The sequence below is a fragment of the Alteromonas sp. 4NH20-0056 genome (assembly GCF_057539655.1).
On record NZ_BAAJLS010000003.1, the window covers coordinates 232,024 to 256,637 of the forward strand.

General features: G+C 45.7%; 20 protein-coding genes. 18 read left to right on the forward strand and 2 right to left on the reverse strand.

The annotated features are described in order from the left end of the window. Position 1: 1 nt before the first annotated feature. The 16 genes from AC27EZ_RS07170 to tldD all read left to right on the forward strand — a co-directional run bounded on the left by AC27EZ_RS07170 (position 2) and on the right by tldD (position 18,561). Entirely contained in the window at positions 2-505 is a 504-nt protein-coding gene (locus AC27EZ_RS07170) for a hypothetical protein (RefSeq protein WP_487134685.1), read from the forward strand. A gap of 35 nt (positions 506-540) precedes the next feature. After that, entirely contained in the window at positions 541-1,128 is a 588-nt protein-coding gene (locus AC27EZ_RS07175; protein ID WP_421134687.1) for a prepilin-type N-terminal cleavage/methylation domain-containing protein, read from the forward strand. Positions 1,129-1,152: 24 nt separating this feature from the next. Further along, positions 1,153-1,647, forward strand: coding sequence for a type II secretion system protein (locus AC27EZ_RS07180; RefSeq protein ID WP_487134686.1), 495 nt, complete (start codon positions 1,153-1,155; stop codon positions 1,645-1,647). 1 nt (position 1,648) lies between these two features. Then, entirely contained in the window at positions 1,649-2,110 is a 462-nt protein-coding gene (locus AC27EZ_RS07185; protein WP_487134687.1) for a type II secretion system protein, read from the forward strand. Then, positions 2,100-2,612, forward strand: a complete 513-nt coding sequence (locus AC27EZ_RS07190; RefSeq protein WP_487134688.1) for a type IV pilus modification PilV family protein — start codon at positions 2,100-2,102, stop codon at positions 2,610-2,612. The genes AC27EZ_RS07185 and AC27EZ_RS07190 overlap by 11 nt, the downstream gene beginning before the upstream one ends. Continuing rightward, positions 2,612-3,340, forward strand: coding sequence for a PulJ/GspJ family protein (locus AC27EZ_RS07195; RefSeq protein ID WP_487134689.1), 729 nt, complete (start codon positions 2,612-2,614; stop codon positions 3,338-3,340). The genes AC27EZ_RS07190 and AC27EZ_RS07195 overlap by 1 nt, the downstream gene beginning before the upstream one ends. After that, positions 3,330-3,854 carry an agglutinin biogenesis protein MshP gene (locus tag AC27EZ_RS07200; RefSeq protein ID WP_487134690.1) on the forward strand — a complete coding sequence of 175 codons (525 nt, stop codon included), beginning with the start codon at positions 3,330-3,332 and terminating at the stop codon, positions 3,852-3,854. Before AC27EZ_RS07195 ends, AC27EZ_RS07200 begins: the two co-directional genes overlap by 11 nt. Beyond that, complete coding sequence (locus AC27EZ_RS07205) at positions 3,854-7,585, forward strand: DUF6701 domain-containing protein (RefSeq protein ID WP_487134691.1); 3,732 nt, start codon at positions 3,854-3,856, stop codon at positions 7,583-7,585. Before AC27EZ_RS07200 ends, AC27EZ_RS07205 begins: the two co-directional genes overlap by 1 nt. A gap of 267 nt (positions 7,586-7,852) precedes the next feature. Further along, positions 7,853-8,896: a rod shape-determining protein gene (locus AC27EZ_RS07210; RefSeq protein WP_014947909.1), complete on the forward strand. Its 1,044-nt coding sequence runs from the start codon at positions 7,853-7,855 to the stop codon at positions 8,894-8,896. Between the two features lie 38 nt (positions 8,897-8,934). Next, a complete protein-coding gene (gene mreC, locus AC27EZ_RS07215) occupies positions 8,935-9,810 on the forward strand; it encodes a rod shape-determining protein MreC (protein ID WP_421133260.1) in 876 nt (291 codons plus the stop codon). Next, positions 9,803-10,279, forward strand: a complete 477-nt coding sequence (mreD, locus tag AC27EZ_RS07220; protein ID WP_421134688.1) for a rod shape-determining protein MreD — start codon at positions 9,803-9,805, stop codon at positions 10,277-10,279. The genes mreC and mreD overlap by 8 nt, the downstream gene beginning before the upstream one ends. Before the next feature lie 21 nt (positions 10,280-10,300). Next, entirely contained in the window at positions 10,301-10,891 is a 591-nt protein-coding gene (locus tag AC27EZ_RS07225) for a Maf family protein (RefSeq protein ID WP_487134692.1), read from the forward strand. After that, the gene (gene rng / locus AC27EZ_RS07230; RefSeq protein WP_421133262.1) at positions 10,888-12,354 is read left to right on the forward strand and encodes a ribonuclease G; all 1,467 of its coding nucleotides are present in this window, start codon (positions 10,888-10,890) and stop codon (positions 12,352-12,354) included. Before AC27EZ_RS07225 ends, rng begins: the two co-directional genes overlap by 4 nt. Positions 12,355-12,379: 25 nt before the next feature. Continuing rightward, on the forward strand, positions 12,380-16,315 hold the full coding sequence (locus AC27EZ_RS07235) for a YhdP family protein (RefSeq protein ID WP_487134693.1): 3,936 nt from the start codon (positions 12,380-12,382) through the stop codon (positions 16,313-16,315). Then, positions 16,308-17,126: a carbon-nitrogen hydrolase family protein gene (locus AC27EZ_RS07240; protein ID WP_487134694.1), complete on the forward strand. Its 819-nt coding sequence runs from the start codon at positions 16,308-16,310 to the stop codon at positions 17,124-17,126. The genes AC27EZ_RS07235 and AC27EZ_RS07240 overlap by 8 nt, the downstream gene beginning before the upstream one ends. Next, positions 17,119-18,561: a metalloprotease TldD gene (gene tldD / locus AC27EZ_RS07245; protein ID WP_487134695.1), complete on the forward strand. Its 1,443-nt coding sequence runs from the start codon at positions 17,119-17,121 to the stop codon at positions 18,559-18,561. The genes AC27EZ_RS07240 and tldD overlap by 8 nt, the downstream gene beginning before the upstream one ends. Positions 18,562-18,606: 45 nt before the next feature. Here tldD and yjgA read toward each other — a convergent pair whose 3' ends face one another. Continuing rightward, positions 18,607-19,155: a ribosome biogenesis factor YjgA gene (gene yjgA, locus AC27EZ_RS07250; RefSeq protein WP_487134696.1), complete on the reverse strand. Its 549-nt coding sequence runs from the start codon at positions 19,153-19,155 to the stop codon at positions 18,607-18,609. Between the two features lie 72 nt (positions 19,156-19,227). Here yjgA and pmbA point away from each other — a divergent pair, with 72 nt between their 5' ends. Continuing rightward, positions 19,228-20,559: a metalloprotease PmbA gene (pmbA, locus tag AC27EZ_RS07255; protein WP_487134697.1), complete on the forward strand. Its 1,332-nt coding sequence runs from the start codon at positions 19,228-19,230 to the stop codon at positions 20,557-20,559. A 17-nt stretch (positions 20,560-20,576) separates the two neighbouring features. Here pmbA and AC27EZ_RS07260 read toward each other — a convergent pair whose 3' ends face one another. Continuing rightward, a complete protein-coding gene (locus AC27EZ_RS07260) occupies positions 20,577-21,407 on the reverse strand; it encodes a helix-turn-helix transcriptional regulator (protein ID WP_487134698.1) in 831 nt (276 codons plus the stop codon). Positions 21,408-21,515: 108 nt separating this feature from the next. On the opposite strand from AC27EZ_RS07260, the gene AC27EZ_RS07265 reads away from it, so the two are divergent. Beyond that, positions 21,516-24,605 carry a beta-galactosidase gene (locus AC27EZ_RS07265; RefSeq protein WP_487134699.1) on the forward strand — a complete coding sequence of 1,030 codons (3,090 nt, stop codon included), beginning with the start codon at positions 21,516-21,518 and terminating at the stop codon, positions 24,603-24,605. The last annotated feature ends 9 nt before the right edge of the window (positions 24,606-24,614 follow it).

The following is a 24,614-nucleotide window of genomic DNA, read 5'->3' on the forward strand; positions in this document are numbered from 1 at the left end:
TATGGCCATTGCAGAGAAACGTTTATTTAATACTGTCGTTATTGGCTTGGTCATTGTGGTGTTAGGCAGTGTTTATATTAGAAACATGTTGTCGGTGTATGATGAAGCCGAAAAGGTCAAGCTACGAACGGCAACTGCAGAATTTAGACGCGTAGTCATGCAATCACATGGTTGGTGGCTTAAAAGTAAGCAAGACTACGTAGCCGTTCGTCAGATTGCGCCGCAGGGTGAAGACGCTGCGGTCGCGATGCAAGGTGAGTCACTTTATATTACTGTTAATCAGCATGGGTGGCCAGAAGGGTTACGAAATAAACCCTCAAGTGCATGCAATGATATGCTAGCGCTTGCGTTTAATGTAGATACGCTAGAAGCATATGAACATACCGTTGGTGTACAAAGCGAACGAGATAAAAACCAATTTTTACGATGTGCTTATACAAAAGATAGTGTGCTTTGGTTTACGTATTATGCGGGTACAGGCTTAGTTGATGTGGTGTCTGCATAAAGTCAGGCAATTGAAACCACGCGTTATAGGAAGGGATAAAAATGAAGCAGCAGGGTTTTACGCTTATTGAGCTAATTATTGTTGTTATTATTTTAGGGTTATTGGCAGCAACAGCGCTTCCACGCTTTATTGATGTTACTGACGAAGCGAGAGAGGCGGCGGTTGAAGGTGTCGCTGGAGGCTTTGCCGCTGCGGTAGGGTTGGTAAGAGCCCAGTGGGAGGTGGAAGGCCGCCCTAATGGGAACAACGGCAGTGCCAATAGTACGCTAGTTAATTATGACCAAACTCAGGTAGGCGTGGATGGCACTATTGGCTATCCAACGGGCAGCGCGAATGGCAGTACGCTGATTACTGCGATGGACTCGCTTGAATGCAAAAATGTCTTCGACCTTATATTGCAAGCTGCGCCAACGAATACCGTATCTACAGACACCAATGCAATTACACAGTTTCGCTATGCGGTGCGTACCGATAATGCGGGTGCTAACACGCGTTGTGTATATTACCTCGTAGAATCTATGGGGCTACCAAATAACGCTGCACCTACTGATGGGGTACCTGACGGAGTAGCGTTTGATGGATTTATTTACAATCCGGCCACAGGCCAAGTTTCAGTTTTTTAATTATAAATGCGCAGGAAAAACACTATGAAAAATAATACTAAACAAGCGGGTTTTACCCTAATCGAACTCATTATCGTTATTGTGCTACTAGGTATTTTAGCGGTAACAGCGGCCCCTAAATTTTTGAACCTTCAAGATGATGCGCGTGATGCTACATTGGAAGGCATTAAAGGGTCGTTAGAATCTTCAGCGTCAGTGATATATGGCAAAGCGTTGATAAATGGCGTAACGGGCACTAGCGATGGGTCTGAGAGCGTTGATGTGGGTAGTTCAACTGTTTCTGTTGTTTTTGGCTATCCTGAAGCAACTGCGGCAAACGTTGCGGCATTGCTAGACTACGACGCGGCTGAATTTGGTGTAGCTGCATTAACGAGCAGTGTACTTATTTACCCAATCGCGCATGCTGGTTACTCTACTACGGCGCCGGCGGCTAGCGGTGCAGAGTGTACGGTAGAATATAACAACTCTGCCGGCGCAGACACACGCCCAGTAATTACAGTGACAACGTGCGTTCAGTAATGTGAAATACCGCGGTTTTACGCTTGTAGAGCTCATCATTACCATCATTGTTATTGGGGTACTGGCCACTACCGTTGCCCCAAAATTTTTAGGCAGTGATGATGAAGATGCGATATCGTTGCGTGACCGCGCTTTGCAATTTATGCGTAATATGCAGCTGCGCGCTATGCACAATGTGCAAGACGCCAGTTGCGTTAAAATAACGACCAATCTAATGGCCCCGCCCGCCGGCCATGTCTGTACCAATTCTGTATCCTCGAGCTTTGACGACGATCAAGTTATCTCAAGCAGTGAAGCGGGCTTAACGTTTCAAACCTTAGACGCCAATAACGCGCCATTTTCGTTTATTCAATTCGATGGCTTAGGCCGGCCAGCTAACCTTGTTTGCACGGTACCTTGCACTGTGTCTATCGGTCAGGCATCAATATGCGTCAGCCATGAAGGGGCAATATATGCCTGCTAATTGTTTGGTTCGCACCAATACGCGAGAGGCGGGTTTTACGCTAATTGAATTGGTGGTAGGTATTGTCGTTTTCACCATTAGCTTAAGTATTATTTTAACGCTTATTGTGCCTCAAGCCGAACAAACGGCTGAACCGTTAAGGCAAGTTAAAGCGGCAAAATTAGGGCAGTCGTTAATGAACGAGGTGCTAAGCCGTTCCTATGATGAAAACAGTGATAGAAGCCCGCCTTTTAAGACGTGCACAGAAAAAGGCAATTGCACTAGCTCATTAGGCGCTGAAGAAGGAAGTCGAGAGGCGTTTGATGATGTCGACGATTACCATGGCATTAACATAAGTGATGCGGGCGGTATTTATGCAGGGTACGGTTATACAATCGCCGTTGAATATGACAGCTCAGTAGATGCATTGGGTAGCGCTAATACCTATAAACGTATAGATATCGTGGTTATTGCTCCAAATAACCAAAGCTATGCGTTTAGCGCATACAGAGGCAGCTACTAATGAAGCGTGCCAAGGGGTTTACATTAGTAGAGCTTATATTGGTGATTACCATTTTAGGCATTATTAGCGTATCCGTTGCCCAGGTTATTGCATTAAGTGTTCAGATTTATGCAACAGGTGCTGAACGTGCAAGGTTAGTATCGGAAGCGCGCTTTATTGTGTTGCGTTTGGAAAAAGAGCTTCGCAATATTATCCCTAACTCAGTGGTGTTTGATGCAACCAGTGAATGTTTAACTTTTTATCCAATCAAACAAAGCGGCACCTATGTTGATGATGCGTTGGATAACCCCATGCATAGTGTGCTCTTTGATGGCGCGCCTCAGCCAGGTGATACACTGGTCGTGTTCCCAACCAGCCCGCAAAGTGTTGTCGATAACGGCCGGTTAATTGATAATGTAGTTGTAGCCGCAGACTCACCTTCAAGCGCTAATCAATTTGATATCACGCTGATGGCGCCCAATATCCAATCGTCGCCAGGCAAGCGTTTTTATATCCCAGAGGAGCAGGTCTCGATTTGTAAAACGCTGACGTCGGAAGGTGAGCGATTAGTCAGAACTCAAGGTGGAGTAAGTAGCGTATTAGGCGTGACTGTTACACAATGGGAAGCACAAATTCTTACCACCGACTTACGGCAAAATGGCCTTGTTGCGTTATCACTGACATTTGAAGGTAACGATAATGAGCAGCTATCCGTTGTGCATGAGGTACATTTTCCTAATGTCCCATAACAAGAGAATACACGCTGGTGAAAAAACAAGTACGGGGTCAACGCCCACAGGTATAAACCTTTCTGTGATACTTTACAAAGGCGAAGCGGCAGGTCGGCGCAGTAAACAGCGCGGGGCTACGACGATTGTAGCAGTGGTGATCAGTATTATCATGCTGACTATTGGTATCGCACTATCAAACCAAATTGCCTCAAGTACTCGTCAGCAGTCAGTTGAGTACTATGGTACGCGCGCCTATCTTGCGGCGCAGACTGGTTTAGAAGTGGCGGTAACGCGTGTAGTAAATGGTAACAACCCCGAATGCAGTAGTGTTGCAACACCAATACTTCTGACGGCAAGTGCACTAAACAATTGCTCGGTGTCGTTAGCATGCAGCGTAGAACAAAATATTGATGAGCCAGAAGTCGCCTCGGGGGCTATTCGCGTGTATCAGTTGTCATCACAAGCACAATGTAGCGCCGGACAATTAGAGACATCTCGACGGTTGCTCGTAGAAGTAAGGCAGGAAGAATAGTGCGTTTTTTACAAGGGTTTCTATTTTTTATCATCACACTGTCGCTCAGTGCGCAGAGTATTGCTGTTCCCCAAATTGAAGGGCGTTTTATTGAACTGCAAAACACCTACAATAAAGCGGAATGGACAACCATTAGTTTTTCTCAAGTTTATGACGAGCCCCCTGCGGTATTTATGCTGTCTACCAATCAGGGCGATAACCCTGCCATTGTAAAAATACGCAATGTGTCTAGAACGGGGTTTGAGGCGTTGCCGCTTGAACCATCTGGGGAGGATGGTCCTCACATTACGATGGGAGCGCATTATCTAGCGATTGCGTACGGCAAGCATAACTTTCCAGACGGCTCGGTAGTAGAAGTAGGAAAGGTTGAATTAGATGGGCAGTATATTCAAGCATCTCCAAGTTCCGATTGGCCCCTTAACGGTGAAGATAGAACTCGCTATTTCCCCATTGATTTTGAAAATGAATTTGCTCAACGGCCGGTTTTCTTTCATTCCATGCAAACCGTTAATAATCAGGTAAAGGTTAGAGGAAAAACGCCGCCGAACACGTACCTTCTTCCCTTTTTGACCATTGCGGCAAAGTGGGATTTCGTCAACAGCGATACCAGTGTAATTTACCCTCCCGCCTCCTCTGAACAAACCTACTTCCTTGCGTTTGAGGCATCAGAAACAGAGTACGAGCCTATAACAAGTGCTGAAACTATTGCTTATATGGCAACCACCGAAGGAGAAGCAAGAACGTTTTTTGATGATTCAGGCCAAGAAGTGTTGTGGGAAGCCTTTTTTGCTGGTAACCAAATTACAGGGTGGGATGATGGCTGTGTTCTCAATTACTTTAAAAACACCTACACGCAAACTCCGCTGGTGGCCGCAAGCAAAGTATCACGAAATGGCAGTGATGGAGGCTGGCTTCGTAGCTGTGGTCTAAATAGAACCCGTTTGGGCCTTCGCGTGGACGAGGACAGAAGCCTAGACAATGAGAGAAATCATACGCAAGAGGATGCCAGCATTATTGCGATGACTTCAGAGTTCGTTTTTAGCGGCGATCTACCACGTTGCGATATCGCATTTCCCGGTGCGCTGGCTACGTTTGCAGACTCACAAGTATTTTTGTCGGCGCGAACGCGCGTGATTGATGACAATAGTGGCAAGTTAACAACATTCCAATATACGACTGACGCAACAGGCAATGGCGCAAATGCACCATTATGCGGTAGCCCCGGCGTGCCCTGTTTTGCATCGAATACCAATGCGTTGTCCGAAGGGCAAGCTCGGGCCATTCCGTCCGTTACGTTAAGCGATTCGGGGCCCGTAACTTTACCCTCGCAATTGGCTGGTGACTACTTCTTCACGCGAGATAGCGTGTTGATGACCGGCGCTTATACCGTTATAGCTCCAACACGAATATACATTGGCGATGTCGATGGCGGTGTTACCACCCTTCTTTCTATCATTAACGCGAATATTTCTTTATCGACAGGGGCGTACTTATCCATTTATGTCGATGGGGATGTGGTGGTCAGTAATTCAAACCCTAACGCCATCGTGTTAGCCGAAGGCGAAATTAATTTCACCAATATTGATAACGTTTCATTAGCCGGCCGTTTTACCGCAGGTGGCGGTATAAGCGTTAATGGTAGTAGTCAAACAAATAGCGCAGGGACCATTACTGCAACTCCAATACCAAACAGTATTCCTGGTATTTGTGGTCAAGAAGTGATTGAGGTACTCAATCATTATCGGTTTGAGCTTGCAGATAACAGAGGCAGCAGCTGCGCGGCTAAGCCCGTTACCTTAAAAGCGTGTGCAGATATTGACTGTACCGTGCTTTACTCACAGCCTTCCACGGTAAACTTGCTTCCATTATCGAATAGCCAATACCAGTGGACGCCATCGCAAAGTGTCACTTTCACGGGGCAGGCCTCGCTTACCATTGATAGCCTTGATGGAAGCGACCCTACACTTGCAACGTCAGGAGAAACCCCGTCATCTCAGCTGCGATGCTTTGTGGGCGGCAACGAGGTCGCATTGGCCAAGTGCCGAATCGATTTCCGTAATGATGGCTTAGTATTTAAAAATATTACGGACAACACCACCACGATATTAACTCAGCTATCAGGTAAGCCCTCTGATATTGGATATAACGGCAAAGATTACGTTATTGAAGCGTGCACGAACGGCAATGCACTGCGAGATAAAACGCTTGATGTTGCGTTAAGTTATGTGTGTTCTAGCCAATCAGCCTGTTCAAATACAATAGCGTTTGAACATGGCGGTGAGCGCTACAATATAGGTACGTCTCCAACGGCTTACCCCGTAACATTTGACAGCAATTCACGGGCCGCGTTCTCATTTCAATACCCCGATGCGGGTGAGATAGCTTTGCGCGCAGATGTGGTGCCTCGAGCCGGCGTAGAGGGAAGTTCTAATAATTTTGTTGTTCGCCCCTTTGGGTTTCAGTTGCGGGTGCTAAATGATGATAGGGTTACCGATAATACTAATGCGTTTGCTACAAGCGCGAACGATTCCCTCCTTAAATACGCGGGAGAGCGCTTCCCCCTTGCAGTTAGGCCAGTACAATGGGTGAGCGGGGAAGATAACGACAACGATGGTACACCTGACGATTTTTCTTCACTTGCAAATAATATTACCGCCAAACACTTTTCTGGGAATGTCGCGTTAACGGCGTCCTCTCAATTACCAATCAATGGCGTTACCGGCAACTTTATTACACCCACGAATGGTGCTGTATTTTCTGGGCAAGATTCGGCAATAGCCGACATAAGTTATGATGAGGTTGGAATAATATCGATAGCGGCGCAAAGTAACTTTTTATCCAGCGGTGTTGTTCAAGGCGCGCTTGCGAACGTGGGTAGGTTTGCACCCGCTAACTTTCAACTAACCGGCAGTGTGACCAGCGCGTGTTCGCTCGCTGGCAGACGATTTACGTATTTTGACCAGCCGCTTAGCGAAGTGGCGTTTACCCTTCAAGCACAAAACACAAAGGGCGAGGCAACGGCTAATTACAGGCAGGGCTTTGATGCGTTAACCGATATTGCCGTTACCGCCGCAAATGGCGGTGCATTAGTCAATAGACTAGAAAATGTCGACACACTCGGCTGGCCACAAACGGGCGCTACGGGGCAGATTGTTTTTACCGACAATGATGTCTCATTTAGCCGTCTTCCTGCGGCTCAGCTTGATACCGCCTATCCGAATTTGTCTGTCGGGCTTAGTATCAATGGCACGCAGTTAGAAGGCGCTACGATAAATGGCAGTACGTGTTCAGGTAACTGTTTTACGCTAATCGACACCGGGCTTATGTTTGCACAAGGAAGAGCAACGCTTACTAACAACTACGGAAGTGTTAACGACTCATTATTACTGCCACTTAAAACTCAATATTTTGATGGAAGCGATTGGCGATTAAATACGTTTGATAGCTGTACGCTTTTCGACAGCAGCAATGTTAGTGATGCTAGCAATTCTCTTTCATTAAATAACAGCGGTATTCTTCTCGAAGGGCAGTATGGCGCCGGTGAGGGAATACGTGCCGCGTCATCTACCGGAGAAGGGCAGTTTCCAGTTAGCTACGCTCCACCAGCATGGTTGCTATGGGATTGGGATGGTGACAAGGTTGTTGATAATGGTCCTGCTGCCACCTTGACCTTCGGTGCCTTTAGAGGTAACGATAATATTATTTATCGACGTGAAGATATTAGCAATTAGTGATGTACACTACCGCATTCCATGCTTGTAAATTGAACCATTCAGGTATTTCGATGTCGTTATGGTGTCGAAATAAGACGCTGTAAAGCGGTTTATTTTTTATTGATGAAAATTATTTTAATATTAATGCGTAGGATCTGGCGGCATTGCTTGCTCAAATATGCCCCCATTGTTAAAGTGTACGGATAATCTTCGACTTCATGGTTGCGCGTCGTTATCTCACCTTTTAAAAGCACGCGTTAACTCAGTAACAGGAATACACTCTTCATGTTTAAAAAGCTTCGAGGCATGTTCTCTAATGATCTGTCCATCGACCTCGGAACAGCCAATACGCTGATTTACGTAAAAGACCAAGGTATTGTGCTTAATGAGCCATCTGTAGTTGCCATTCGCCAAGAGCGAGCGGCTGGGCCTAAAAGTGTCGCAGCAGTAGGTGCTGAAGCAAAACGAATGCTAGGAAGAACACCAGGCAATATTCGTGCTATTCGCCCTATGAAAGATGGTGTTATTGCCGATTTCTATGTAACTGAAAAAATGTTACAGCACTTCATAAAGCAAGTTCATGATAATAATTTCCTGCGTCCAAGTCCGCGTGTACTGGTTTGTGTACCGTGTGGTTCTACGCAAGTAGAGCGCCGTGCTATCAAAGAGTCTGCATTAGGCGCTGGTGCCCGTGAAGTTTACTTAATTGATGAACCTATGGCCGCCGCTATTGGTGCCGGCTTGCCTGTTTCTGAGGCTACAGGGTCAATGGTTGTTGATATCGGTGGTGGTACAACCGAAGTCGCCATTATTTCATTGAATGGTGTAGTGTACTCATCATCAGTGCGTATTGGTGGTGACAAGTTCGACGAAGCAATCATTAACTACATTCGCCGTAACTTCGGTTCACTCATTGGTGAAGCAACCGCTGAGCGTATCAAACACGAAATTGGTGCCGCTTACCCCGGTGAAGAAGTTCGCGAAATTGAAGTGCGCGGTCGCAACCTAGCTGAAGGTGTACCTCGTGGTTTCACGCTAAATTCAAATGAAATTCTAGAAGCGCTTCAAGAGCCGTTAACGGGTATTGTTTCAGCCGTAATGGTTGCGCTTGAACAATCACCGCCAGAACTTGCATCTGATATTTCAGAGCGCGGTATGGTGCTAACGGGTGGTGGCGCACTGCTTAAAGATTTAGACAGGTTATTAATGGAAGAGACCGGCATCCCTGTTGTGATTGCCGATGATCCTCTTACTTGTGTAGCCCGCGGCGGTGGTAAGGCTTTCGACATGATTGACCTTCACGGTGGCGACCTGTTTAGCTACGAATAGAGCAGGCAAGGCAACCTTACGGTTGCCTTCTTTTTATCATGGATACTATTTTTACCCGCGGTCCCTCTCTCAACAATCGCTTGACCTTAGCGCTTGTGCTTTCGCTTGTATTGCTTTTTGTTGACCACAAACTAGATGGCTTCAAATCTACCCGCGTTTACCTCAACTCCCTCATGAGCCCAATACAGTATATTGCTAATTTGCCTGGTTTGTTTTTAAGTGAAAGTGCACAACGACTTACTTCACAAGAAGACTTGCTTGAAGAAAATGCCCGACTCACCAACCAAATGTTATTGATGAGCGAGCAGTTACAGCGCTTTGAAGTGTTGAATAATGACAATAAAGCACTAAGAAACTTGTTAGAAGCGCCTGTTCGCCCTGACTATCAAAAGATGGTGACAGAATTGATGGCGGTGGATAAGAACCCATATAGCCAGCAAATCGTGATTAATAAAGGCGCGATAGACGGGGTGTACTTGTCTCAGCCCGTATTGGACGAGCAAGGTATTGTTGGTCAAATTATGGAAGTGGGCACGACAAATAGCCGTGTACTACTCATCGCGGATGTAACCCACGCAGTACCGGTACGTTCATTACGCAACAATATTCGATTTATTGCGACAGGTAGTGGTGCGTTAGGCGAGCTGTATCTAGAGCATGTGCCCCATAGTGTTGATATTGAAGAAGGCGATGTACTTATTTCATCAGGTTTAGGAAACGTGTTTCCCGAGGGATATCCTGTTGCGGTCGTAAGTCGTGTTATTCGTGACGAAAGCCGCCCTTTTGCAAGGGTTATTGCTACGCCGTCAGCACAGCTTGACCGTCTACGTTATTTGCTACTTCTGTGGTATACGTCAGAAACCACTCCATCGAGTAACGAACCTGAAACCGAGGAGCCTTCTCTTGATTCGTAAACGCCACTCGGTAATTGTTGGAAGCATTATTGCGGCACTGGTGTTGCAAATTGTGCCATTACCTATTCAGATTGATCTGTACCGCCCTGATTGGGTACTCATCGTACTTGCTTATTGGAGCATGGCACTGCCTCATCGTGTTAACGTAGGGGTAGCATTCCTTACCGGCATCGCCGTCGACATATTGGTAGGTACGACACTGGGTATTCATAGTTTAAGCTTGAGTATTTCCGTGTATGTATTGGTGGCGAATTACCAACGCTTAAGAAATTACTCGGTGTGGCAGCAAGCTATTATTATTGGTCTGCTATCGTCGCTATATCACTTGGTGACATTCTGGGTTCAGCATTTGCTAACCGATATCTACTTTCAGTTAGATTATTTGTGGCCTGTGTTAACGTCGATGTTGCTATGGCCTTGGGTTTTTTGGTTATTACGCAGAACCCGTCGTCAGTTCTCCATTACTTAACTATTTTGTAAAGCGAGTGTTATGACAGTTTCCGTTGTTCTTGCATCTGCCTCTCCAAGGCGTACTGCCCTCCTGAAGCAAATGGGTATTACGCACAGCATATTGCCTGTCGATATCGACGAATCGGTGAAGGGCAACGAAACGCCACGCGCACAAGTAGAGCGCTTAGCCAGAGAAAAGGCACAAGCCGCTAAGATAAGGTTGGAAAGTGAAAATCGCTTTTCGGTGGATACGGTGATTTTGGCATCAGACACGCTGATATCGTTCAAAGATAAGAGTGTTGGAAAACCTAAAGATAAGAATGATGCGCACCGTATTCTCGGCATGCTGTCAGGTAATCAGCATGAGGTACTTACTTCAATATGCGTGTTGTCTAACGAGCAAAAGGTGAGTGAAGTTATCACTACACAGGTATCTTTTGCGATAATTACAGAACAACAAATTGATGCATACTGGGATACGGGTGAACCAGCAGATAAAGCGGGCAGCTACGCCATTCAAGGAATTGGTGGTGAATTTGTTAAAGCGATAAATGGAAGCGCAAGTGCAGTAGTCGGCTTGCCTCTTTATGAAACAAGACAATTACTGACCAAGTTTGGAGTTGTACGATGAGTGCTGAATTACTGATAAATGTGACCCCTTCAGAGTCTCGTGTGGTGCTTATTGAAAATGGAATTTTACAAGAAATTCACGTAGAACGTCATACAAAGCGTGGCTTGGTAGGCAACATTTATCGGGGGAAAGTCAGTCGAGTATTGCCAGGGATGCAAGCAGCGTTTGTTGATATAGGCCTTGAAAAAGCCGCTTTTTTGCACGCTTCTGACATTGTTATTCACAACGAAATAGCCGAAGAAGTATCGGCAAGTCACATCCAAAAACAGGACATTCGTGAATTAGTGCGCGATGGTCAGGATATCGTCGTTCAAGTGGTTAAAGACCCTATCGGTACGAAAGGTGCTCGATTAACCACCGACATTACTATTCCCAGCCGCTATCTGGTGTTTATGCCAAGTGTAACGCACGTTGGGGTATCCCAGCGTATTGAAGAAGAAGTAGAGCGCGAACGTCTAAAATCGCTTGTCCAAGAGTTCTGCGATGATAACGGCGGTTTTATATTGCGTACGGCGGCAGAAGGCGTGGGTAAAGCCGAATTGCAATCTGATGCCGCGTTTTTACGAAGACTGTGGGATAAAATTCAATCTCGAATGAAAAATCGCAAGTCTAATGTACTTTATGAAGACTTACCGTTAGCCCGCCGTGTATTGCGCGATTTCGTTGGGACGGAATTAGATCGTATTCGTATTGACTCAAAATTGTCGTTCCAAGAGTTGTTCCAGTTCACGAAAGAATATGTTCCTGAAATGAATGGGAAACTTGAATATTACACCGGCGACCGCCCTATATTCGATTTGTACGATGTAGAAAATGAGGCGCAAAGAGCGCTAGAGCGTCGGGTCGATTTAAAGTCGGGTGGTTATTTAATTATTGACCAAACAGAAGCGATGACGACAATCGACATTAACACCGGGGCATTTGTTGGTCACAGAAATCTAGAAGAAACTATATTTAATACTAATACCGAAGCTACGTTAGCCATTGCTAGGCAGCTTCGTTTGCGCAACCTAGGCGGTATGATCCTTATCGACTTCATCGATATGATTGAACCTGATCACAAACGACGTGTCTTACATAGTCTAGAGGTGGCGACAAGCAAGGACAGAGCAAAGATAAACATTCACGGTTTTACCGCGCTAGGCCTCATTGAAATGACGCGCAAGCGCACCCGTGAAAGTATAGAACACATACTTTGTGGTGAGTGCCCCGTGTGTAAAGGTCGAGGCACGGTAAAGACAATAGAAACGATCTGTTTTGAAATAATGCGTGAAATTGTAAGAGTGAATCGCGCATATGAAGCAGATAAGTTTGTGGTGTACGCATCACCTAAAGTAGCCGATGCGCTCATGGGTGAAGAGTCTCATATGCTCGCTGAATTGGAAGTGTTTGTATCAAAACAGATAAAGGTGCAAACCGAAACATTGTACAACCAGGATAAGTACGACGTCGTCATGATGTAACGCAATTTAAGAAATAAGGCGAAGTGTGACAAAATTTACGTCTGTAACAGCCTTTCTGGTAAAGAAGGTGTGGCTGTTACTTGCAATCCTGCTTGTGTTATTCGCGCTATTACTTAGTGCTGCCCGCTATGCTTTGCCGCATATTGAGCATAACGAGCATTTGCTAGAAAATTACATTAACGAACGCTATGGCGTAAGTTTAGAAATAGACAGTGTGCATGCGGTATGGCAGCGCAGCGGTCCAAGCATTGTCTTAAATAACGTTTCTCTCGCACAGAACGAAGCGTCTCCTGTAGCCCTCGATATTCGACAAATCTATGTAGAAATTGATTTCTGGCAGTCTATTGGACAGCGTATGATTTCATCGAATCGCTTTGAACTGCGTGGGCCAGCCTTACATATCGATGCAACAAGACTTGAGAATGCCAGCGACAGCGACTTCCCCGTTGTCGATGCATTAGAGCGCCTCTTTTTAGAACAATTACAAAGCTTTTCTCTGGAAGAAGGCGAATTGACGGTAAAGCGTGCTGACGGTGAACAGTCTTTTGATATCGAACGATTGACGTGGAACAACCGCGGGCTTCGCCACCAAGGCGCCGGTTTTGCAAAAGTCACGGGATTGTCTGCAAATTCTGCCTCGTTTGTTATCGACATAACAGGTACAAAGGATGAATTTGACGGGGTTGTGTATGCAAAAGCAGATGACCTAGATATTTCTCCTTGGGTGAGTGATTTAATTGCTACAAAGCAGCCACTTTCTCAAAGCCGCGCAAACTTCGAGATATGGGCCACCATTAACGAAAGAGCTATTACTGGTATATCTGCGCAGGTCGAAGAAAGTTTATTGCAATGGGGCAGCGAAGCGTCGACAACTGTCACCGGTGTACGAGGCGGGCGTATCCAGCTGTTACCTCACAACAACGCATGGAATGTTCGCGTTGATGAATTAATTATCGACTCTAATAGTGAAACGCTCGTTACCGACTTAGTCGGTCGTATTTCTAGTGATGGCGACATGCTTATCAATACGGTGAAGCCGGTACAGATCAATCCATTCCTCATGCTACTGCCGCTTTTCCTCGATGATACGAGTGAAGACGAAATTAGGGGCTTAAACCCCGACGGAGTGCTGGCAACGGTTCAATTACAGCTACAAAATGGCTCTGCGCAATTTGCAGCAAAAGTATTGGACTTTTCTTGGGCGCAAAGTGACATCATTCCGGGCTTATCGTCTCTCGATGCCGAACTATACTGGTACAAAAACGGTGGTGCTGTTTTTCTTGAAAGTGTTAACAGCACACTGGCAGCAGACCGATTAATTAAACAAAACGTAGATGTTAATGCGTTCAAAGCCGATTTCTATGTTTACCGCGAGTCGAATATCCATAGCAGACCTGACAGCAATGAAGGTGATTGGGTGATTGCAGGGACTAACATGCTGCTCGATACTAGCCTCGTGACTATCACCCCCGAATTTAGATTAAATACACGAAGCGGTGACCTGTCGATATACAGCGATATTGCTCCACTGGGTTTGGCAAACGTTAGCCAGCTTTTTCCTTCTAAGGGCATGGGGAAGAATACCGATGCGTATCTTACCCGTGCATTTACCGGGAAAGGCGATATTACGAATGCCAGAATACTGTGGCATGGCAAGGGAAAAGACTTTCCATTTGCAGACAACTCGGGCGTGTTTCAAGCGTTTGTCGATATCAAAGACAGCGACTTCCTGTTTTCTGGGCAATGGCCAGCACTGAACAAGTTAGATCTCTCACTTCAATTTATTAATGACGGGTTGTTTATGAAAAGCCCTGGGGCACTGCTTGGGGGTGTTGAAGTAAGTCGTTTGTCTGCCGATATTCCACAGTTGAGTAAGTCTTCGGTACTGACCATAAATGCGCATGGCAATACTGATGGTGATACGTTAACTAAGTTGATGCTAGGCTCATCCCTTGAGGCGTCGCTTGGGAAAGTATTAGACAAAGAAGTGCAGGTAAAAGGCGCAATTAGTGCCGACTTGATGTTATCAATACCGTTTGATGGAAAGCCTGTGCGCGCTACAGGAACGGCGACTCTCGATAAAAACCCTGTTTATATAACTAGCACAAAGATGCTGTTTGATAACGCGAGCGGTAACATTGCATTTGATAATGGCAATATTACCAGCAAGGAATTGTCAGCGCAGCTGCTCGCACAGCCTGTGACATTATCGTTTGAGGGTACACAGCAAGAGAACTACGCGTTGTCTGTTGATATCAAAGGGCGATGGCATGTTCATCCGTTAGCAGATTATATTAATAATACGTTTAGCGAGTACATTGATGGCGAAACAGCGTGGTCTACCCACGTCGACTTAGTGTTTGGACAAGAAGCGTTCTCGTATACCGCGTTACTCACCGCAGACTTAGAAGCGACACAGAGTGTGTTACCTGCTCCTTTTGACACTGCATTGGGTACGACCCTACCCCTTAAAATAAATAGCGAAGGCAATCTTCAAGCCTCCACTGTATTTGCAACGCTAGGTGAAGACATTCAGTTCGAAGGCGTGCTTCCACACAAAGAAATGCAGTTTTCGCGCGCGCATCTATCATTAGGAGATGCAGAACTGACGAACAGAGGTACAGGGTTTAGTATTGCTGCGCACCTTGAACAAGCAGATGTCACTCAATGGTTTAAAACGATTGATATGTTGCTTACCAAGAATGAAAAGCAGCCGGCGCTTAAATCTGACAGTAAAAATGCGACTAACAGCGCAATATTTGATGTTCCATCACGTATTTTTGTGACAGCAGATACATTAACGCTAGCAACACATTCGTTAGACAACGTTGTGTTGACAGCAAAGCAGACTGATAACGATTGGCTACTGGATATTGATGCGCCACAAGCGCGCGGCGTGGTGCGCATAAACAGTGATTTGATGGCGCAAGGGATTGATATCAACGCAGACTATTTGTCGCTAGAAAAACCTGATGAAACAGCGTTAGATGCTGCGGTTAGTATGTTACGTACAAGTGACGACATGCCCTATGAATTAGACCCTGAAACATTGCCGCCTATCTACTTCTATTGCCGGTCGTGCAGTGTACACGGTATCGATTTGGGGGAAGTGACGCTGGATGCCGCTAAAGCGAAAAATGGGATGCAAATTCGTCAACTGCAGGTACGCTCAAACGAGGCGAACATCAACGCAACTGGCGACTGGAAGAGTGTTAATGGCAACGTTCAGACCTCGCTTGCGGGAACACTAGACTCGCCCGATGTTGGTCTGATGCTTAAGCAATATGGTATATCATCAGGTATTAAAGATTCGAGTGCTGATGTGGCATTTAACGTTAATTGGGCGTCGTCGCCGATGGATTTTAAATTGGGCGCGTTAAACGGTGATGTTGAATGGTCGTTGTCAGACGGATATCTTACTGAGCTTAGCGACAAAGGCTCGCGCATTTTTACCCTGTTTAGCTTAAATTCCTTAGTGCGAAAATTAAGTTTAGATTTTAGAGACGTATTCGCAAAAGGCTTTTTTTATGATGATATGAGCGGTACGCTTCAAATTACCGATGGTAGAGCGTTCACAGACGACACAGAAATAGATGGCGGCGCTGGGGAAATAGAAATCAACGGCTATACCGACCTTAACAGTGGCGGGTTGAACTATAATGTGTCTTTTGCGCCAAACGTCACAGGGAATTTACCATTCCTTGTCTATTTCTTGGCAACGCCACCCACGGCGCTTGCGGCATTGGCTATCGACCAAGTGCTTACGTCAGCTAAGGTGATTTCAAACGTCAATTATCATGTGTCGGGCACAATATCCGAACCTTCATTTACCGAGGTGAAACGTGATAGTAAAGACATTAGTTTACCGGCCAGTCATTCCCCTGAACCTGACGGCAATGAGGAAACTCCTCTCACAGAACATGATGTTAAGCGCTTCAACATGGAGGTGGTAGATGGTTAACGTAGTGGCGTTGCAAATGACATCGACGCCAGATGTCGATGAAAACATTGCATGGGTAGAAGCGGCAATGGAAGCCGGGAATATAGCGAAGCATAGCCTTGTTGTACTGCCAGAGTGTTTTGCCTGCTTTGGTACAAAAGAAGGGACTTTGCTTAGCATTGCAGAACCCAAGAGTGATGGAAAAATTCAGCGAGCGCTGTCGGCGCTAGCTAAGCAATATCAATGCTACCTAGTGTCGGGAACATTTCCACTGGCGACGAACAACCCTAACAAGTTTTCAGCGGCATGTTTTCTGTATGGGCCTAACGGTGACGTATTGGCGGATTACCGTAAAATCCACCTTTTTGATGTGTCTGTTGAAGATGCTACTGGCAGTTATAAAGAGTCAGCATGTACACAGCCTGGAAACGCGGTAGTTACCGTAGAGACACCAATTGGGACCATTGGCTTAGCGGTATGTTATGATGTTCGCTTCCCTGGCTTATTTACCGCCATGGGCGATATAGATATTTTAGTGTTACCGGCAGCGTTTACCCAAAAAACGGGCGAGGCTCACTGGCACACGTTAGTAACGGCAAGAGCCATTGAAAAGCAGTGCTTTGTCGTAGCGGCCAATCAAACGGGTTGCCATAAAAATGGAAGAGAAACCTACGGGCACAGCATTATCGTTGCGCCGTGGGGGAATATACTTGCAGAGAAGCCTAATAAAGCCGGCGCACTTGCTGCGAGCATAGATATTGCTCAACGGCAGAAATTGAAAGCCAATATGCCGGTAGCCGAACATAATCGATTCAGGAGTCACCTTGTCTAATTCTGTAGAACGCAATTTGTTATCCGACTCAGGATTGTCCACATCATCGCTTGAAAAGGCGCTTGGCGTCATACATCGCCATGATACAGACTACGCTGACCTTTATTTCCAATCTAGTCAGCACGAAACGTGGGTGTTAGAAGACGGTATTATCAAAGAAGGTAGCTATAACATTGAACGTGGTGTTGGTGTTAGAGCGATTAGCGGTGAAAAAACCGGTTTTGCTTATTCTGATGAGATAAGCGAAGAAGCGCTGACTAAAGCATGTAAAGCGGCGCGTGGAATTGCACCGTCAGGTGGTACGCAGCACGTATCAACGCTTGGACATGGCAACTACGAGTCGCGTTACAGTGAGCAAAACCCAATTCTTGCAATGCAAGACGCTGAAAAAATTTCGTTGTTAAAAGAAGTCGACACTTATATTCGTCAACAAGAGCCTGACGCGAATCAAGTAGTGGTAAGTATTAGCGGTGTTTACGAAGAAATACTGGTAGCAGCAACCGATGGCACGATGGCAACGGACATTCGCCCGTTAGTACGTTTAAATTGCTCTGTACTGTTAGAAGATGGCGAGCGAAGAGAGCGTGGTAGTGCCGGTGCAGGTGGACGTTATGCCTATTCTTTTTTCACCAAAGACGACAACGGCAAGCCTTATTATGAGCAATTAGCCGATGATGCATTGCATATGGCAAGAGTAAATATGCAAGCGATAGCATCACCCGCAGGCGCGATGCCAGTAGTTTTGGGGAACGGTTGGCCTGGTGTTCTGCTGCATGAGGCGGTAGGTCACGGGTTAGAAGGCGACTTCAACCGTAAGGGAGCATCAACCTTTAGCGGCCGTATGGGTCAGCAGGTCGCCGCAAAAGGGGTGACAGTGGTAGATGACGGTACGTTAAATGATCGCCGTGGTTCATTGTCGGTTGACGATGAAGGTACGCCAACGCAGCGCAACGTACTTATTGAAGATGGTGTGTTACGAGGATACATGCAAGATAAGCACAACGCTAAGCTGATGGGTGTGGCGCCCACAGGAAATGGTAGACGAGAATCTTACGCACACCTTCCTATGCCACGTATGACTAATACTTACATGCTAGCTGGCGAACACGATCCAAGCGAGATTATTGCCTCTATCGATAAAGGCATTTATGCGCCTAATTTTGCAGGTGGGCAAGTTGATATAACGTCTGGAAAGTTTGTATTCTCTAGCGCAGAGGCGTATTTAATTGAGAATGGAAAAATAACCGCACCCGTAAAAGGCGCCACCCTAATTGGGAATGGGCCTGAAGTGATGCAGAAAATATCGATGATTGGTAATGATGTAGCGTTAGATAAAGGCGTAGGCGTGTGTGGTAAAGACGGGCAAAGCGTACCAGTTGGTGTGGGGCAGCCCACGCTTAAAATTGATGAGCTCACCGTGGGTGGTACGGCATAACCTACCGATACAAAAGAAAAAGGTTGGCGCATTGCCAACCTTTTTTTATTCTTCGTGAATAGTATCTTTTAAATACTGAAACAACTCTCTAAACGCTTTTGGCGGCGCATTTTTTTCGCGTTCTTTCTTTATTTGACGGTTAAACTGTCGCAGCTTTTGACGATCTAAATCGGGATGCGCTTCAATTAATCGTTGAATAGCATCATCGCCTTCCTCAATAACCGCCTCTCTGGCTTTTTCCAACGCATGAAACGCAGCATTGCTAGCCTGATGTTGGTGAGTTATTTTCGCTAAGGCTTCTTCAATGGCGGCGTTATCGCGTTGACGTAGCAGTTTACCGATAAACTGGATTTGTCTCCGGTATCCTTCTTTTTTCTTGTTAACGCTACGCCCAATCTCAAGCGCCTCTTGTAGCTCTTCGTCCAGCGGCATCGTGGCGAAGTGTGCCGGTGTTAAACCAACCAGTGTCTCGCCTAGTTTTTGCAGTGCCTTAGATTGGCGTTTCAATTCGCTTTTGCTGATAAGGTCCTCATCAATAGGTTCGGCACCCTTACCATGATGATGTTGTGGTGAATTAGGCTTACTATCGCTCATTTCTATCTCATAAGTGTTACACTCTAGCTAAATTGTAACTACCACAGTCGGATTAAGACAGCGAAACTTTTTATGCAAATTGAGCAACAGTTAGCAGAAATTCAGAATGTCGTTGATGATGTGCTGAAATTAGCCCTTACAAAAGGTGCAACACAAGCCGAAGCAAGCATGTCAAAAGTGGAAGGTATTGCCGTATCTTCTCGCATGCAAGAGGTTGAAAATGTTGAGTTTACCAATGATGGTGGCTTAGGTATTAGTGTGTACGTTGGCAAACGTAAAGGCAGTGCTTCTACTGCTGATTTAAGTCAAAAAGCGCTTACGTTAGCGGTAGAAAAAGCCGTTGATATTGCACGTTACACGAGTGAAGATCCTTGTACAGGTTTGGCAGATGCTGAGCTTATTGCGACTGAATTTCCTGATTTAGCGCTTTTTCACCCTGAAGTACTCGATACTGAAAAAGCCATTCAGACTACGATTGCGACAGAAGCTGCCGCGATGTCATACGATAAAAGAATCACAAATTCTGACGGTGCATCGTATAACGCAAACTTAGGCATGCGTGTTTATGGAAATACGCACGGCATTAATGCGGGTTACCCTAGCAGCCGTTATAGCCTAAGTTGCATGGTAATTGGCTCGCATGGTGATGATATGCAGCGTGATTATGCTTATACCGTCAATCGTCGCGCCTCACTCCTTGATTCCCCTCAACGAGTAGGTGAAGAGGCCGCTAAAGCAACGGTAGAGCGTTTAGGCGCGCGTAAAATTAATACGGCTAATGTTCCTGTTATCTTGCACAAAGATATTGCCTCAAGCTTGTTCGGACATTATGTTGGCGCTATAAGCGGTGGAAGCCTTTATAGACGTTCATCGTTTTTATTAGATAGCTTAGATAAGCAAGTCTTTCCTGAATGGCTAAATATTGAAGAGCGCCCGCTGATTCAATCAGGGTTGGCGAGTTCAAGTTTTGATAACGAAGGTGTTGCGACGCAAGACATGACGATTGTCGACGCGGGAAGGTTATCGACCTATTTATATACAAGCTATTCTGCGAGAAAGCTAAACACTAAAACCAATGGTCATGCAGGTGGTATCCACAACTGGATTATCGGTGACACAGGTCATAGCGACGCTGACCTCCTTAAAGAAATGGGCACAGGGTTGCTAGTGACCGAGCTTATGGGGCAAGGCGTTAATATTGTCACCGGCGATTACTCTCGTGGTGCAGCGGGTTTTTGGGTAGAGAATGGCGTTATTCAATACCCTGTTCATGAAGTAACCATTGCTGGTAACTTACGAGATATGTTTAACGGTATTGTGGCGATCGGTGCGCAAAAAGACGCAAGAGGCAGTGTGCAAACTGGCTCTGTACTGATAAACCAAATGAAAATTGCAGGGAGTTAATCAGGTTTAACTCAACTTTAAGCTTCATTTATCGTCTCGCGAAATGCGCGAGGCGATATACCCTCAGATTTCTTAAATCGTTTTGAAAATGTAAACACATTACTGTAGCCCACGTAGTTTGCGATGTAAGCAATGGGCCATTGTGTGCTGGTTAATAAGTTCTTAGCGCGCTGCATTCTCAGATGTATAACGTATTGCATTGGGCTACGCCCATATTCGGCTAAACACAATCTGTGTAGATGAGGCGGCGAATAATGCACTCTCTCACTAAGTGCATCCACTGACCATCCAAATTGTAACTGTTTTTCAACGTTAGAAAAAAGCGTAGAAAGTCGAGACACATGACTAGGAGGCTCAGGTGTCGCAATACGATGCAAATAATGTTTAATAATGGGGAGCATTGCTTGTCTGTGTTGCGCATTCGTTTCTGAGTAAAGTAATTCCATGGCATGGTGTAACCCAGTCAATTCAACGTCTGCCATACAGGTTGCTTCACTGCTTTTGAGGTGCGACCACAATGCAGAGTTTGATAAGTTTAGCCAAATAATATCCCATTTCTCGCTGTCTATGGTGACCTCGAAACTTTGGTGTGCAGGCAGAATAATTAGCTCACCGGTTGAAAGAGAATACTGCCCAGATGGGGTAGTAAACTTACCTTGTCCGTTCAGTGAAAAAAACAGAGTGTGATTTGGCGGGTTAACCCTTCCAACGACATAGTTCCCTGCTAAGTTCGAACAACCAGCAAGCTCTATCTCTAATGCTCTTATTTCCGGTGCATTGCTGCTATCAATGAAGCGCTCGATACATTGAGGCCCAATATTGACAATGTCACGGAAGATGAATTTCATAGTGAATGATAGTTTCGGATAAATGAAAGAGAGAAATAAGCATAATCCATTGCGTAACTTTTAGCTATATTTCATAGCAATTGACAGAGGCAGAGAAAAGGCATAAGAATGACAAGTGTCGCACAGGTAATCGCGCAGCAAGATTGGCAAAATCCAGTCGTATTTCAGCGTAATCGCATAAATGGTCACAGCCCTTTACATGGTTTTTTGAATGAAACCGATGCGCTACTGCATAAAAACAGCCAACGAACGTTATTAAACGGTCAGTGGGAATTTAGGCTATTCGAAAAGCCTGAGCAGGTTTCTGAAACGGTGTTAGCCAATTCACTGCCAGAGTCTGAAAAAGATCAATGGCGCATGATGCCAGTACCGGCGAATTGGCAAATGGAAGGTGAAGATAAACCCATCTATTGCAACGTTAAATACCCGTTTCCAGTAACGCCTCCACACGTCCCTTCAGACAATCCTACCGCTTGTTATCGCAAAGCGTTCAACGTCGATGCATCATCGTTATCGAAAGCGAACCATATTGTATTTGAAGGGGTGAACAGCGCGTTTCACCTATGGTGTAATCAGCAATATGTGGGTTACTCGCAAGACAGTAGGTTACCAGCCGAATTTTCACTTTCGCCATTTTTAAAAGAAGGTGAGAACCTACTGACGGTAATGGTTATTCGTTGGAGCGATGGAAGCTATCTTGAAGATCAGGATATGTGGTGGCTAAGCGGTATATTCCGTGATGTTTATTTAATTGAAAAGCCTAACGCACACATTCAAGACGTGTTTGCGACACCGTCGTTGGACGCGTGCTATCGCGACGGAAGCATCGCAATTCGAACCGCTATCAACGCGCCGTCGACGTATAAGGTCGGTGTACAGTTGTTTGATGGCAGTACGTCGGTCACCTCGCAACATTTAGCGCATACCAATAATCGCCGTATCGATGAAAAAGGCGGCTGGGATGATGTCATATTTCAATCGTTACACGTTGAATCTCCTAAAAAATGGACAGCGGAAACGCCTAACCTGTATCGCTTAGTAGTAACGTTATTTGATGAGAATGACAGTATTGTTGTAGCCGAGGCATATAACATCGGCTTTCGTGTCGTTGAGATGCTAGACGGGCAGCTTTGTGTCAATGGTGAGCCCCTTCTTATTCGCGGTGTGAACCGTCACGAACATCATGAAAGCAAAGGTCACGCGGTATCTGAAAAAGATATGCTTGAAGACATCAAGCTGTTGAAGCAGAACAACTTCAACGCAGTGAGAACAGCACATTATCCCAATCACCCCCGTTGGTATGAGCTTTGCGATGAGTATGGCTTATATGTAGTCGATGAAGCCAATATAGAAACTCACGGCATGTTTCCAATGGGCCGTTTGTCACGAGACCCACTGTGGGCGGGCGCTTACATGTCGCGTTTCACTCAAATGGTTGAACGGGACAAAAACCACGCCTGTATCATTATTTGGTCGCTAGGCAATGAGTGTGGTCATGGTCCTACTCATGATGCTATGTATGGTTGGTCGAAGTCGTTTGACCCTTCACGTCCTGTTCAATACGAAGGCGGTGGCGCAAACACAACGGCTACAGATATTTTGGCGCCAATGTATGCACGGGTTGATACCGACGTCGAAGATGAAGCCGTTCCTAAGTGGGCCATCAAAAAATGGCTATCATTACCTGGCGAGAACCGGCCGGTTATTCTTTGTGAATATGCCCATGCCATGGGAAATAGTCTTGGAAGCTTTGAAGATTATTGGAAAGCATTTAAAACTTACCAGCGCTTACAAGGCGGATTCATTTGGGACTGGGTTGACCAAGGATTAGTAAAACATACCGCCAGTGGTGAAGCCTATTGGGCTTATGGCGGTGATTTTGGTGATGTTGATAATGATCGTCAGTTCTGTATTAATGGCTTACTGTTCCCTGATAGAACGCCACACCCCGCATTATTTGAAGCCAAGTATTGCCAGCAGCATCTTCAGTTCTCGTTAACCGAAGAAGATAATGTTTATGTAGTTAATGTCGATAGCGATTTTCTATTCAGGACAACAGATAATGAAACGCTACGTTGGCAAGTTCTTGAAGATGGTGAGGTTATTGCGCAAGGCAATACAGCGCTACGAGTAATGCCGCAAGCATCTACGACCGTCAACATCACGCCTGACATCAAGTTTGTAGCAGGCAAAACTTATCATTTAAATATAGACGTAGCGCTTTCTGAGGACTGCGCGTGGGCACAGGCAGGCCATATAACCGATACCGAACAGTTCAGCCTTGTTAATAAAGCGGGTCTCTTACCAGCAACGGTACCTCATTGTAATGGCGCTATCACACTGAGTGAAAGCGCAGATACGATAGATGTTATCACCGACTCGAGCACGTTTCGTTTTGACCGCCATTCAGGGTTACTTACTCAATGGATGAAAAATAACGTTTCGATGCTTGCTAGCCCTCTAGAAGATAACTTTTTTAGGGCGCCACTAGATAACGATATCGGCGTAAGCGAGGTGGATAACCCTGACCCTAACGCATGGGAATCTCGTTGGAGAAAAGCGGGTATTGGCCAGTGGTCAAGGGCTTGTAAAGGCATAACGACAAACAAGAGTATGAGCGATATTCGAATTACGGTGTTATTTGAGTACGAATTCAACGGGACTACTCAAGCAATAACAACGTGGGTATATACCATAACCGGCGATGGCGCGCTGAGCGCTAATGTAAATGTTACGCTAAACGACGCACTACCGCCTATGCCAAGAATAGGATTAAGTGTGGCAATGCCTAATAGCCAACACAACTCGGTATCATGGCGTGGATTGGGACCATTTGAAAACTACCCTGACCGAAAAGCAGCAGCTCGCTATGGTGCTTACGAGGCGTCGGTAGCGTCGATGCATACGCCGTATATTTTCCCGACCGACAATGGTCTACGTACGCACTGTGAGTGTCTTGAGCTAGACAGCATAAGCGTATCTGGGCGCTTTCACTTTGCAGTCAGCCAGTATTCTCAGCAACAACTCGATGAGGCAAAACATACTTGTGATTTGCAGAGCGAGGAGAATGTTTATGTCTATATCGACCATGCGCACATGGGCGTAGGCGGTGATGATTCGTGGAGCCCCAGTACCCATAAAGCATTTCTTCTTGAAGAAAAACGTTATGCTTACTCATTATTGTTTAATGCAAATTAACTCGCTATG

Excerpts from the sequence above, each read along its gene's own strand:
- yjgA (WP_487134696.1), bottom strand. The coding sequence starts at position 19,155 with ATGAGCGATAGTAAGCCTAATTCACCACAACATCATCATGGTAAGGGT.
- AC27EZ_RS07210 (WP_014947909.1), top strand. The coding sequence starts at position 7,853 with ATGTTTAAAAAGCTTCGAGGCATGTTCTCTAATGATCTGTCCATCGAC.
- AC27EZ_RS07180 (WP_487134686.1), top strand. The coding sequence starts at position 1,153 with ATGAAAAATAATACTAAACAAGCGGGTTTTACCCTAATCGAACTCATT.
- AC27EZ_RS07240 (WP_487134694.1), top strand. The coding sequence starts at position 16,308 with ATGGTTAACGTAGTGGCGTTGCAAATGACATCGACGCCAGATGTCGAT.
- AC27EZ_RS07170 (WP_487134685.1), top strand. The coding sequence starts at position 2 with ATGGCCATTGCAGAGAAACGTTTATTTAATACTGTCGTTATTGGCTTG.
- pmbA (WP_487134697.1), top strand. The coding sequence starts at position 19,228 with ATGCAAATTGAGCAACAGTTAGCAGAAATTCAGAATGTCGTTGATGAT.
- rng (WP_421133262.1), top strand. The coding sequence starts at position 10,888 with ATGAGTGCTGAATTACTGATAAATGTGACCCCTTCAGAGTCTCGTGTG.
- AC27EZ_RS07195 (WP_487134689.1), top strand. The coding sequence starts at position 2,612 with ATGAAGCGTGCCAAGGGGTTTACATTAGTAGAGCTTATATTGGTGATT.
- mreC (WP_421133260.1), top strand. The coding sequence starts at position 8,935 with ATGGATACTATTTTTACCCGCGGTCCCTCTCTCAACAATCGCTTGACC.
- AC27EZ_RS07190 (WP_487134688.1), top strand. The coding sequence starts at position 2,100 with ATGCCTGCTAATTGTTTGGTTCGCACCAATACGCGAGAGGCGGGTTTT.
- AC27EZ_RS07225 (WP_487134692.1), top strand. The coding sequence starts at position 10,301 with ATGACAGTTTCCGTTGTTCTTGCATCTGCCTCTCCAAGGCGTACTGCC.
- AC27EZ_RS07265 (WP_487134699.1), top strand. The coding sequence starts at position 21,516 with ATGACAAGTGTCGCACAGGTAATCGCGCAGCAAGATTGGCAAAATCCA.
- AC27EZ_RS07200 (WP_487134690.1), top strand. The coding sequence starts at position 3,330 with ATGTCCCATAACAAGAGAATACACGCTGGTGAAAAAACAAGTACGGGG.
- AC27EZ_RS07260 (WP_487134698.1), bottom strand. The coding sequence starts at position 21,407 with ATGAAATTCATCTTCCGTGACATTGTCAATATTGGGCCTCAATGTATC.